The organism is Litoreibacter sp. GN1-5 (genome assembly GCF_055693805.1).
This window is the reverse complement of the sequence record NZ_JBVFUP010000001.1, coordinates 3,015,136-3,027,718: the sequence shown is the minus strand read 5'-3', so window position 1 is coordinate 3,027,718 and position 12,583 is coordinate 3,015,136. Positions and strand designations below refer to the sequence as shown.

The window sequence follows — 12,583 nt, the reverse complement described above, 5'->3', positions numbered from 1 at the left end:
CGCCCAGCATCCAACACGCTAGGCCAGTCCTATGATCCCGTCCTTACCTCTTGCTGCTAACTTCGCGGCTTTCATGCTTTGCGCCGGGTTGGTCTGGTTCGCTGGTGCGCGGCTTGCCTATTTGGCCGATACGCTTGCAGACCGTTTCAAACTGGCCAAATCACTGGTTGGCTTGTTGCTTTTGTCGCTTGCCACCTCATTGCCTGAAGTCGCCACGACACTAAGTGCGGCTGTCCAGCAATCGCGCGATTTGGTGCTTAACAACCTGTTCGGTGGCATCGCATTGCAGACAGCTATTCTGGCTGCTGCTGATTTTTGGGCGCGTGGCGCTATTACCAACTACCCCCGCAAGGCCAATCATGCGCTTGAAGCAACACTTCTTGTCCTGCTCTTATCGCTTGCGATGATTGTCACTTTGTTAGGCGAGCCATGGCAAATGCTTCATATTGGGCCTGGTAGCGTTCTGATTGGGGCGGCTTACGCGGGCACGATCTGGCTCTTGCGTCACTATGACAAAGCCAGCGACTGGGTTCCCGTTGATCTGCCAGACGCTGAAGTTGATATACCCCCGGTTGCAGGCAAAATCTCCAGCATCTCAGACCAAGCTCTTATTGTGCAAACTATCGGGGCTTGCCTTCTGATCCTTATCTTCGGCGTGCTTTTGGTTACTTTCGCCGAACGTATTGCCGCTCAGTCCGGTCTTGGCGCCAGCTTCATCGGTGTGACCCTTCTGGCCGCTGCAACCTCTCTGCCGGAACTGACCACCTCTATTGCTGCTGTCCGCATCGGAGCCTACACCATGGCTATCTCAAACATTTTCGGCAGCAACCTGATCATGCTGGTCCTCGTCTTGCCTGCCGATATGCTGTTCCTGAAAGGCCCGATTCTGCGGGAGGTATCACCGACCGTAACCCTTGCCCTCAGCTTCGGGATTGCCGTTACAGCAATTTATTTGGTTGGGTTGATTGTGCGACGCAAACCTCGCGTCGGAGAGATCGGGCTCGATTCCCTGCTTGTCCTGCTTGTCTTTGTGGCCAGTCTCTTCGCTTACTTTTTGGTAAGGTAAAGCAAGGATTTCACCAGTTCCGGACCCAGAAGGATCGGCAAGGCCAGCACGCCTATCGTCAACCAATGGTTCAAACTTAGTGGCACCGTATGCAGCAGGGACTGAAGCGGTGGCCAGTAAACCGCTACAACCTGTGCGCCAAGGGTGACTGCCAATGCCAGTAGCAAAAGCGGATTAGACAACCAACCGATTCTCCAGCATGGCAAATGTAATGATCGAAACGCAAAAACGCTGATCTTCTCGAACACTACCATCGCCGTGAATCCAGCCGTGCGGGCCAGATCGACGTTTACTTCAAGCAAAGACCAAAACAGCCACAGGCTTGCCCCGCCCGTATAACAGCCTAACCCAAGGATCGTCAGCAGACCCCAACGATCCAGAATAGGCGTGTTCTTGGGCTTCACCTTCTGACGCATCTGGTCGGGCTCACCTTTCTCCAGTCCCAGAGCAACTGCCGTCACGCCGTCGGTCACGAGGTTCATCCACAGGATTTGTGTTGCTAGGAATATCAGTGGCCCGCCAATCAAAATATTGGCCAGCAATGCGATCACTTCTCCTGCGTTCGAGGACAAAAGGTAGCGCACAAATTTCCGCACATTCGCAAATTGCCGCCGACCTTCCCCAATGGCCCGCACGATGGTTGCAAAATTGTCGTCCAACAATACAAGATCCGAGGCATCCCGCGCGACATCTGTTCCCCTTACACCCATTGCGATACCGATATCGGCTTGTTTCAACGCAGGCGCATCATTCACCCCGTCGCCGGTCATTGCCACGATCTGTCCAGCGTTCTGCAAGGCTGCCACAATGCGCATCTTGTGGGCGGGACGCGTCCGCGCAAACAGGACATCGCCTTGCAACGCCATACTCAGTTCTTCATCGCTGAGCTGTTCCACTTCTGCCCCAGTCAAGGACGAGGTGACTGGCAGATCAAGCTGTTCAGCAATAGCTGCAGCAGTGATAGGGCTATCGCCGGTGATCATGATCACCCGGATGCCCGCCGCGCGTGCCAGAGTTATTGCATTTCGAACCTCAGAACGTGGCGGGTCAATCAGCCCGACAAGACCCAGAAACTCCAAACCTTCCTCGCGCAACTCGGGACTGTCGCGCTGTGCCAGCGCGATGACCCGCAGACCCGCCGCAGCCATATCTTGATAGGCTGCCAGTACTGCATCACGCGACGCCGCATCTATCGCGCAGACATCCAGAACATGCTCTGGCGCGCCCTTGGTAAATATCATGCCGCTTGCCGTCGATACGCTCATTCGCTTGCGGTCGCTGCTGAAAGGGATTTCGCCTGTGATCTCATCCGCAGCCTCGCACCAGCCTTTCAGCCCCAGCGTAACCAATGCACCTTCGGTCGGCGTGCCGAGCATCTGCCACGTATCGCCCTCGTGATGTAAGCTGGCATGGGTGCAGGTCATCCCGACCCGCAATACGGCTGCAAGCACCGGGTCATCGCTTGCCCGAACCCGTGCGCCGTCAAGCTCGATATGGCCCGCAGGGTCATACCCTGTACCAGTTACCTTATAGGTCCGCTTGGGCGTCCAGATGCGCGTGGCCGTCATCTTGTTCTCGGTCAGCGTACCGGTCTTATCCGTGCAGATCACCGAGGCTGAGCCAAGTGTTTCGACCGCCTGCAAGCGCCGCACCAGCGCTTTCTGGCGCACCATGGCAGCGGCTCCAAGAGCCAGCGTAATTGTCACCACCGCGGGCAGACCTTCTGGAACCATTGCGACAGCCAGCGAAAGCCCGGTCATGAACATCTCGACGGGATCTTGCCCCATATAGAGCCCAAGCCCCAGAATGAGCGCGGCAACCATAAGCGCCGCCAGTCCAAGCTGCGTCGCCAATCGCCCCAATTGGCGTTGCAGCGGTGTTTTCTTTGTATCGACCGAGCCCGTGAGTTCTGCGATCTTGCCAAATTCCGTATGGGTTCCCGTTGCCTGCACCACTGCTTCAGCACGCCCGGATACGACTGAGCTACCCGTGAACACCATATCGTCACAGGCTTTCTCAACAGGTAAAGACTCTCCCGTCAGAATGCTCTCATCGACCTGAACTGCAAGGGCCTCAACCAGCTCTGCATCTGCAGGAACCCGATCGCCTGCGTTAACAATGATCAGATCACCGGGCACCAGCGCGCGCGCTTCGATATGTTGCTCTTGCCCATCGCGGACAACCAATGCCTGCGGTGCCAGCATGTTGCGCAATGTATTGAGCGCCGTTTCGGCCCGCCATTCCTGCACGAAACCCAGCACACCGTTCAGCACTACGACAATGCCAATTGCCAGCGTGTCCGTCACCTCACCCACAAAGAACGCGATGCAGGCCGCTGCAATCAGAATGAGAACCAGAAAACTGGTAAACTGGCGAAACAGCACAACCAGCGGATGGACGCGGCGTGCTTCCGGCAATGCGTTCGGGCCATATTTAGCGCGGGCTTCGGCGACCTGTTCAGTCGTAAGACCGGTTCGGGGAGTTGCGTGCTTCAACATGCTGCCTCCTTGGCTGATCCTTGCCTTTTGCGTCTTGATCAAGATCAATCTATGCAACACTCAAACCAGATATAGTCCCGCAAAGACACATGCATCAAAGGGGCGCAGACATGACTGAGAAATCAAAGACTGACACTACTACAGCAAATGAGGCGGTCATGGCCTCTTTGACCGAGCTACAAAAGGCAGGCTTTGGATCAATGGCTGGTCTTGGAACAGCTTGGTTCGAAAGTATGAGCGATATGGGTGCCGAGGTGCTTAGCTTCATCTCCGAGCGGATCAAGGAAGACGTCCAGACGCAACATGAGATTTTGCATTGTCAGGATGTCACTCAGCTCCAGCATATTCAGGCTGAGTTTATCCAGAAAGCAATCAACCAGTATACGGCCGAGACCGGAAAGCTCGTTGAGATGGGCAATCAGACGCTGTCTGAGGCGCTAGCTAAAGCTAGCAGTCAGTCAAAGACGTAAGCTCCAGGCGATTTACCCAGTGATCTGTGTTTGTAAGAACGGGGCGCAGCCAATGCCCCGCCTTTTTCGTGAAGCCAACCCACCCAGGCAGGCCACCATGAACCTGCGGATTGCCTTGCCGAGTCAAACCATTCCTGCGCGTCAACATAGGGTTCACCTTCCCGTTTATGGCGCGCGCGGTAATGTCGCCTCGGATGCCCCGGTTCTGACAAAACTCCCCCGTTATGCCCGCCATTGGTCAGCACAAAACTGACATCCGTATCAGTCAACAGTAACAACCGATACACCGACCGCCAGGGCGAGACATGGTCCTTCTCGGTCGCCAGACAGAAGACTGGCACACGAATATCGCTTAACGCCACCGGCGCGTCATCGACCCTGTAGCGGCCCTTCGCAAGGTCGTTTTTCAAGAAAAGCTGGCGCAGATATTCGGAATGCATCGTCGCAGGCATTCGCGTCGCATCCGCATTCCAGGCCATCAGGTCATTCATCTCTGTCCGTTCACCCAGCAGGTAATGACGGATGATCCGGCTCCAGATCAGATCGTTCGAGCGCAACATCCGGAATGCCCCCGCCATCTGATCGGCACTCAGATACCCTTGCGTTGCCATCAAATCCTCAAGAAATGCCACTTGGCTTTCATTGATGAACAATCCCAGCTCTCCGGGTTCCGAGAAATCCACTTGCGAGGCCAGTAGCGTCAAAGAGCAGAGCCGTTCGTCCCGATCTCGGGCCATTGCCGCCGCGGTGATCGTTGCAAGCGTACCGCCAAGGCAATAGCCCATCATATGAACATGCTCAGCCCCGGTGCCTGTTATATAGTTCATTGCAGCGCGAGGCCCCAGATCTACATAGTCCTGCATGGACAACCCGGCATCCTGCGCACCGGGGTTCTTCCATGAGATCATGTAGACCTCGAACCCCTGATCACAGAGGTATTTCACCAGCGAGTTCTGCGGTGACAGATCCAGAATGTAGAACTTCATGATCCATGCAGGCACGATCAGGATCGGCTCCGGGTGTCGTTTGCCACGCTTTGGGCGATAGCGGATCAGCTCAATCAGGTCATTGCGAAAAACCACATCGCCTGGGGTGACCGCAACATCCTCGCCAACTTTGTGACCGCTACCACCGCGCCTAGTTCCACTGATCAGATGGTTGAAATCCTCAATCCAGTTGCGCGCGCCACAGATCAGGTTATTGCCCATCTCTGCGCGCGTTCTGGCCTGAACAATCGGGTTGGTCAGGAAAAAATTCGACGGTGAAACCATGTCCAGTACCTGCCGCGCTATGAAATTGACGGTATTGAGGTGCTTGGGATCAACGCCTTTCACATTGCTGGTTGCCGCCTGCCACCATTGCTGACAGGCCAGAAAGTTTGCCCGAAACAGCGCGTAAGGCAATGCGGACCAGGCAGGATCATCAAACCGCGTATCTTCTGTTAGCGGTTCGGCCTCAACCCACATCTTTCCGGCGAGACCTATCAATTCCGCCTGTTTTTCGGGCGAGCCAATGAGATGTAACGCCCAATCCTGATAGGCCGTGGCCAATGCCGCTGGGGATAACCCCGCTGTTAGCCGACCAATGGCAGAATGCCAGACCGCATCGATATTCGGCGTATTGTCCATCTTACAAAGTTCTCCGATCAACAATCGCCGTCCCATCGCGGACTGCGTCAGAGGGATGCGTGACAACCACTTCTCCGGCTTCAAGCCCATTCAGAACCTCTGCCAGTTGACTGTTACGTTGACCTAATTCCACGATCCGTTTCTGCACTACGCCGTCACTTTCGACAAAAACAGCCCAAGACTCATCATCGCGAAACAAGGCACTTAGCGGAACACGCAGCACATCTTCAGCGCGCCATTCCTCGATGCGCAAAAAGACTGCGAAACCGTCTCCCAATTGTGCGCGGGCTTCTTTGGGTGAAGTGAGTGCAAAGATCGCATCGACGCGCTGTTCCTCGATGCCTAAAGCTGAAATCTTTGTGCGCGCCACAGGTTCGATCCGGTCCAATTCGGCGGTCAGGGACGTGCCGCCCCATCGCTCAATCATGGCTTGCGCCCCATCAGTCAGTCGCACTGCATCGCTTGATAAAAGATCAGCGACCAATTCCAGATTTTGCGGATCACCAATTGTCAGCAAAAGCGCACCTGCATTCACGGGGCGTTCGCTGATTGTCACAATAGACAGAACAACACCATCGGCAGGTGCTGTCAGTTCTATGCAACAATCTTCCTGCTCTGCATCCACCTGCGGCAAGATCAACCCAGCCTCGACCCGTTCCAGAGACCCTTTTGCCATGTCGATGCGCGCCCGTGCCGCATCGACCCCGGCATTCGCAACAGCAAGCCTCTGGGCTGCATCTTCCAACTGGGTCAGCGACGCTACATTGCGTGTCACAAGGGTCTGCACCCGGTTAAACTGGCTTTGCGCAAAGGTGCTGTCTTCCTCTGCCTTGCGCAAATCCGTCTCGGCAACATGCAAGGCCGCGCGCGCCTCTTGTAAGGCCGCCTCTCCCTGAAGCCTGCTGCGCGCATCCAGAAGACTGGGTGCGACGGGTTCAACCACAGCCACCACAGTTTCACCAGCCATCACTGGGTCGCCAACACGCACCGGAGAACGCATCGCCGTGCCCGTAATTGGTGCCGACACCTCGTAAATATCGCTAATCCGTGTCTTGCCATCCGCATCAATCGTCACCTGCAATGGTCCGCGCGTGACTTCGTGCAGATCAACCGGTACTGGCTCTACACGGAAACTCACATAGAGCAACCCCGCGATGATCGCCGCGCCGGCCGCTATCAAGCCTATGGTTCTGGTATTCAGGGACATTTTGTTTACTCCCGCGTTTTCATGACAGCGACCAGATCAAGCCGGTCCAATCTGCGCCTGACAACCATCACAGATAGAAAAGACGCGCTCAGCACCACCAGCGAGGCAAGCGCAAATGTGCCAGGCTTTAAAATCAGCGGCATTGAATAGAGGTCAGACGAGAACCCGTTCACCATCGCCTGTGCCAAACCCGAACCGATCAGCCAGCCCAGCGGCTGGGCCAAAAGTGCCAGAAGCAGCGCTTCCCCAATTAGGATGAACGAAACCTCCCCTCGTGAAAAACCAAGGATGCGCAGGCTTGCCAGCTCTCGTGCGCGTTCTGACAGCTGAATCCGCGCACTGTTATAGGCGACGCCAACTGTAATCAGAACAGCGATCGTAATGTAGACGGAGTTCATCACGACCACATTTTGCCGGATAGTGTCTTGAAATGAGCGCCGCATATCGGTCAGCATAATTAGCCCGGTTAACTTCGGGATATCTTTCAGCTGCGCGTGAAGTTCTGGCAAAAGAGTGTCATCCAGCGACACATTGGCCGTGGAGACGCGCGGGGCCTGACGAAACAGTGCGCTCAGATAGGCCATGTCCATATAAGCCCCAAGGCCGAAATACTGCTCGACCACGTCGCTTACCATCAATTGATAGGTCTCACGTCGACCAGTCAGAAATTCTGCCTCAACAATATCACCGGGCTGCACTTCCAGATGTCCAGCCAACCGTGTGGATAGCAAGATCCCGCCCGGTGGTACATTCAGCACCGCGCCTTCACTATCAATAACCCGACTTAAATCAGGGTCCGGTCTTCGCGCATCGATAGGCACGCGCTTGCTGAGTGAGCCATTGCGCAAGATCGCTGCATGGAACTGTTGTCCCTCAACCTGAAGCACACCTGGCAGGCGGGCTACATCGACCAGCGCTTGTTCTGGCACGTCATTGGCGAATAGCAGCATCGCGTCCTGACGGTTTGTCTGGAAGAAGGCCGTATCCACGATGAAATCCAGCACATCATTGAAAAATGCCGCCGCCATCACACATGCCACTGCCAAAGACAGACCCAGCGTCGTCATCGCGCTGCGCACTGGCCAGCGAAATAAGCTGCGCAAAATCATCACGACAGGCTGCGAAAGGTGTAACGCTGCCATACCCCGATCAAGAACAGATCGCTTGAAACGCGGTGGCGCTGGCGGCTGCATCGCAATAGCGGGTGCCAACCATGCGGCCTTCAACGCGGCACGCACAGCCCCCAAAGTGGTTGTCAGCAAAGCTGCCAAACCCGCCATTGCATAGACCCAATAGGACACACTGTAGATCAGAAACGGAAAATCGAAAAAGCGCGCATATTGCCAAGCCAAACTGCGCGCCAAGGCTGTGCCCACGCCCCAACCGATCAAGATGCCTACGATTGCAACCAATCCGGCCAGCATCAGGTAATGCAGGCAAACTTCGGCATCGGAATAGCCAATTGCCTTCAGCAACCCGATCTCACTTCGTTCCAGAGCGATAATCCGGCCCATCACCATGCTCACCAGAAACGCCGAAATTCCGAAGAATACCGGAGGCAAAACGCTTGCCATGCTCTTCAGCTGGGAAATCTCCGCGTCAATAAATGCATCTGATTGCTGCTGGCTACGATCATGCGCCCCGTAGCCGCCATATGGTTTCAAAAGTGCGTCCAATGCGTCGATAACCGTCTCGGGGCGTGTTCCAACGGCAATTTTCAACGACAGATCATTAAACGCGCCAACCATGTCGAATGCTGCTGCCACTGCACGTTCCGGCATCCATATAATACCAAAAGCAGCGTTATCTGGCATCATAGCGCCGGGGCCGATAGTGTAGATAAACTCTGGTGAAAGCGCCGTGCCTGTGATCGTCAGTATGCGCTTCTGGCCGTTCAGATTGGCCGAGAACGTATCCCCTACGATAAACCCGTTAGCTTCTGCGAAAGGCTCATTGACCACGACCTCATCCGTGGCTCCCGGTTCCGGCATGCGCCCCGAACGTAACAGCGGCACATTCAGCAGTGCCGTATTGTCTTCCGGCAAAGACAGAATTTTTCCTACCGCACTTTCAACCCGTTCCGGCAGATCCAAAATTGCCTCACCCGAGACACGTGGCTCTGCGACCAATACGCCTTCAATCGCGGAAATCTCGCGCAATAGCCCCAGAGGCACCCGGCGCGCCGCGGCGAACACGTCAGCAAAACGGTTCCGCTCATAATAGGCCATCCGCGTTTCGTCCAAGGCGCGATACATGCCAAAGGCTGTCAGCAAAATCGCCACCCCGCAGGCAAGCACCAGCGCAATCGCCAGCGCCTGCACCCAGAGCCGCTTGAAATCCCTCAGCAATTTTCGATCCAAAGCCTGCATGATCACCACACGATTTCAGACGGGGCAAGGCGCTTCTTGTTCACAACCGTCTCACTGATCTTTCCGTCCTGAAAAAAGATCACCCGATGCGCCATCTTCTGAATTTCGGCATTATGCGTAATCACCACTGTCGTGGTTCCGAAGCGCTCATTGATGTTGCGCAAGGCTTCCAGAACTTGGACGCCTGTGGTGCTGTCCAGCGCGCCTGTGGGTTCATCACACAGTAAAATCTCAGGCCGTTTTGCAATCGCACGTGCGATTGCGACGCGCTGTTGTTCCCCGCCCGACATCTCGGATGGGAAGTGATCCAACCGGTGCCCCAACCCCACAAGATCAAGTGCCTCAGACGCAGGCATCGGATCAGGCGCTACATCCGTTACCAATTGCACATTCTCCCGTGCGGTCAGGCTTGGGACAAGATTATAGAACTGAAACACGAAGCCGACGTGATCCCGCCGATAGCGCGTCAGACCCCGGTCATTCAGTCCCGTCAATTCTTGATCGCGAAACCAGACCCGGCCATCCGTTGCATGGTCCAAGCCGCCCAAAATGTTGAGAAGGGTCGATTTTCCGCTGCCAGATGGGCCAAGAAGCACTGTCAATTCACCGCTAAACAGCTCCAGATCAACGCCCGCCAAAGCGTAAACCTTCACCTCGCCCGTGTCATACACTTTGGTGACAGCTTTGGTTTTGAAGATGATCTCGGACACTGCGGGAATCCTTTCGGAGCTATGCGTGCCATCCCCCGCGCTATGAAACCTTGATATTGATCAAATGTTTGCATCTGAGCCAAGTATCTGACGAAAGTCCGCACAAAAATCGGTAATCAGGTGGTCCATATCGGCAGTACCGTCCTGCGCATTTGAAATGCTGGTTCTGGCAGGAATCGTGCGGCCCAGATCGTCTTCTGCAACCTTGTAAGCTTTGGAGGGCGGCGAATGATCACCATTGGTCAAAAACAACCCCAAGACCTCTGGCAATGCAGGCTTACCTGACAAATAAGATCGCAAAGGCGTCGCTGGATACGATGTCCAGACCGGGCCACCAATAGCTACGCCGTCATAGTCCTGCAAGTCTGGTAGTTCTGACAATGCAGGTTTGATTTGTCTAAGGCTTTCATACCCGGCACGCATGTATCCTAAAAATCGGCTTCCATATCTGGGGCACTGAATTCGAAAGATATCCGCGCCCAAAACTTTGGCGATACCATGTGCTGCGCGTTCTGTGTGGCCGCCCCGTGAATAGTAGATAACGGCAAACTTCTTTGAATTTTCTGACATTATGCGCCTCATACATTTTCGCCGCATTGGAGCATGAAGGTCAGATGGTATATTGAGCCAGATCAATCCAACCATCACTATGTGGCGTATTTTGCCTGCTACATCAGAAAGGGCGAACGACATGCTGACCCAACCCTCTTGGAGCAACCATTTCCCCGGTCTAGGCGGTATTTCAGATCATGTGCGTGAAACGCTCGACCGCAAGACTAAACAATTGCATATCCCGCAAGGGACGGTTGTCTTCGGGCCAAATAAGGCTGCCGAGAGCCTGTTCTTGCTGATTTCAGGTACGTTACGGGTACAACAGCTTTCGGAAGCGGGGCGGGAGATTGTGCTATATCGGGTCCATGCGGGGGAAAGTTGCGTTCTGACCACGGCCTGCCTGCTGGCACATGAGGATTATTCCGCTGAGGGCGTTGCGGAAACCGATGTGGAAGCTATCGCCATCCCAAGGGATGTCTTCGACGATCTGATGAGCAGTTCTGCCGCGTTTCGCGCTTTTGTTTTCCAAGCATATTCCAAGCGGATTACCGATCTGTTTGTTGTCATCGAGGAGATTGCATTTAAACGGATGGATATTCGTTTGGCGCAGAAGCTGTTGGAGTTGCAGGACATAGAGGGAAGCCTGTCGATGACGCACCAGAATCTCGCCACCGAGCTTGGAACAGCCCGTGAGGTGATCACCCGTCAATTACAAGAATTCCAGCGGCGGGGCTGGGTCAACCTGACCCGCGGTCATATTCAGATTGATGACAGTCTATCGCTTAAAAAACTGGCTGAAACCGGCTGATAGGACCGGGTTTTATCAGGGCATGTGACAAGATCACCGACGAAGATACGTAACAGCAGATAGAATTCAGGCGTGTATATAATGGAAAGGAAACCCCATGACTGCCAATGTTGGAACTATCGATCGCGTCCTTCGGATACTTTTAGGTCTTGCCTTGATTATAGCGCCGCTTGTCGGTCTGCCTGCTGCGTGGCAAAATGGCGTCTTGTTCTACGGAGCGATCATCGTTGGAATAGTTTTAGTGGCAACAGCCATTTTCAAGTTCTGCCCATTATACCGTATTCTCGGGCTTCGAACTTGTAAGCAAGAGATATGAAGAAGGGTTAAGATGGACATACAACGTCAGTCAGACACATACAGCACAGTCGGACAAATCACGACGGACGACATACCTCTGATCCACGCGCTGGGGTTTAAGTCTGTCTTGTGCAACCGTCCCGATGGCGAAGATATTGCGCAACAACTCTTTAAAGAAATCGCCTATGCAGCCGAGAATTCTGCCCTGAAAGTGGTTTATCTGCCGGTTCCCACAACCGGCCCGGATGCAGAAATACTGGACGAATTTCGTAAGGTGTATTCAGAGCTGCCGAAACCCATTCTTGCTTATTGTGCCAGTGGCGGGCGCAGTACAGTTTTGTATAAGGTTACTGAAGGCACGCGGTGATACGGGTCATGACAAAGCTTGGCATTGCTACTCTGATTATAACAATCAGCGCTTGCGAGAGGTCTGAGCCCGATCCTGATCTGGAATGCGCCTGCGAAAAAGCGATGCGCAAGGCAGCATGTGATGGACCAAATCCACCGGCAGATTGCCCCGGATGCTGAAGGCGCTCTTTGTCGGGTCATGTGTGATCATAGTAACGATCATCTTGGCTGCCGTGCTTTTCGAAGTCGCTGGACGGACGCTTCGGCGTTTGGGTAGTCGTCTCAACGGGAAACGGGCGCTCAAATCCATTGTTGTTCTGACGGGCGCATTGTTCTGGATTCTTCTGGCGCTGACCCTGTCGATTTGGGGGTGGGCATTTGTCTATTATAGCCTTGATCTGTTTGATCACCTGGAACCTGCTCTCTATTTCGCAATCGTGTCCTTCACGACGGTTGGATATGGTGATGTGGTTCTGGAAGAAAACTGGCGGCTTCTGGCGGGGATGACTGCCACAAATGGCTTGCTGGTCTTCGGGCTTTTTACAGCATTTCTGGTCGAGGTGCTTGATCTCATCCGAACCAACCCTGTGCGGGATCGAAATGAATAGCCCCTATCGTTGCAGGCCCACC

12 protein-coding genes are annotated in these 12,583 nt (G+C 54.5%); 6 read left to right on the top strand and 6 right to left on the bottom strand.

The window, feature by feature from the left end:
* Positions 1-31 precede the first annotated feature (31 nt).
* Positions 32-1,066, top strand: coding sequence for a sodium:calcium antiporter (locus tag ACZ1HF_RS15125; RefSeq protein ID WP_472658293.1), 1,035 nt, complete (start codon positions 32-34; stop codon positions 1,064-1,066).
* Here the strand turns inward: ACZ1HF_RS15125 and ACZ1HF_RS15120 are convergent.
* Positions 1,048-3,564: a cation-translocating P-type ATPase gene (locus ACZ1HF_RS15120; protein WP_472658292.1), complete on the bottom strand. Its 2,517-nt coding sequence runs from the start codon at positions 3,562-3,564 to the stop codon at positions 1,048-1,050. The two genes, ACZ1HF_RS15125 and ACZ1HF_RS15120, sit on opposite strands and share 19 nt — an antisense overlap.
* 110 nt (positions 3,565-3,674) lie before the next feature.
* Between ACZ1HF_RS15120 and ACZ1HF_RS15115 the strand changes: the two genes are divergently transcribed.
* Entirely contained in the window at positions 3,675-4,034 is a 360-nt protein-coding gene (locus tag ACZ1HF_RS15115; RefSeq protein WP_472658291.1) for a phasin family protein, read from the top strand.
* Here ACZ1HF_RS15115 and ACZ1HF_RS15110 read toward each other — a convergent pair.
* From ACZ1HF_RS15110 to ACZ1HF_RS15090, 5 genes are read right to left on the bottom strand one after another with little or no spacing between them, the layout of a single operon-like run.
* Complete coding sequence (locus ACZ1HF_RS15110; protein ID WP_472658290.1) at positions 4,019-5,728, bottom strand: PHA/PHB synthase family protein; 1,710 nt, start codon at positions 5,726-5,728, stop codon at positions 4,019-4,021. The genes ACZ1HF_RS15115 and ACZ1HF_RS15110 overlap by 16 nt on opposite strands.
* On the bottom strand, positions 5,664-6,869 hold the full coding sequence (locus ACZ1HF_RS15105) for an efflux RND transporter periplasmic adaptor subunit (RefSeq protein ID WP_472658289.1): 1,206 nt from the start codon (positions 6,867-6,869) through the stop codon (positions 5,664-5,666). The genes ACZ1HF_RS15110 and ACZ1HF_RS15105 overlap by 65 nt, the downstream gene beginning before the upstream one ends.
* Positions 6,870-6,874: 5 nt before the next feature.
* Positions 6,875-9,238, bottom strand: a complete 2,364-nt coding sequence (locus tag ACZ1HF_RS15100; protein ID WP_472658288.1) for an ABC transporter permease — start codon at positions 9,236-9,238, stop codon at positions 6,875-6,877.
* 2 nt (positions 9,239-9,240) lie between these two features.
* The gene (locus ACZ1HF_RS15095) at positions 9,241-9,948 is read right to left on the bottom strand and encodes an ABC transporter ATP-binding protein (RefSeq protein ID WP_472658287.1); all 708 of its coding nucleotides are present in this window, start codon (positions 9,946-9,948) and stop codon (positions 9,241-9,243) included.
* 60 nt (positions 9,949-10,008) lie between these two features.
* Positions 10,009-10,518: a flavodoxin family protein gene (locus ACZ1HF_RS15090; protein WP_472658286.1), complete on the bottom strand. Its 510-nt coding sequence runs from the start codon at positions 10,516-10,518 to the stop codon at positions 10,009-10,011.
* 121 nt (positions 10,519-10,639) lie between these two features.
* On the opposite strand from ACZ1HF_RS15090, the gene ACZ1HF_RS15085 reads away from it, so the two are divergent.
* The 4 genes from ACZ1HF_RS15085 to ACZ1HF_RS15070 all read left to right on the top strand — a co-directional run bounded on the left by ACZ1HF_RS15085 (position 10,640) and on the right by ACZ1HF_RS15070 (position 12,561).
* A complete protein-coding gene (locus ACZ1HF_RS15085; protein WP_472658285.1) occupies positions 10,640-11,308 on the top strand; it encodes a Crp/Fnr family transcriptional regulator in 669 nt (222 codons plus the stop codon).
* Positions 11,309-11,405: 97 nt separating this feature from the next.
* On the top strand, positions 11,406-11,624 hold the full coding sequence (locus tag ACZ1HF_RS15080) for a YgaP family membrane protein (protein WP_472658284.1): 219 nt from the start codon (positions 11,406-11,408) through the stop codon (positions 11,622-11,624).
* Positions 11,625-11,636: 12 nt separating this feature from the next.
* Positions 11,637-11,972, top strand: coding sequence for a protein tyrosine phosphatase family protein (locus ACZ1HF_RS15075; RefSeq protein WP_472658283.1), 336 nt, complete (start codon positions 11,637-11,639; stop codon positions 11,970-11,972).
* A gap of 154 nt (positions 11,973-12,126) precedes the next feature.
* A complete protein-coding gene (locus tag ACZ1HF_RS15070; protein WP_472658282.1) occupies positions 12,127-12,561 on the top strand; it encodes a potassium channel family protein in 435 nt (144 codons plus the stop codon).
* Positions 12,562-12,583: the final 22 nt, after the last annotated feature.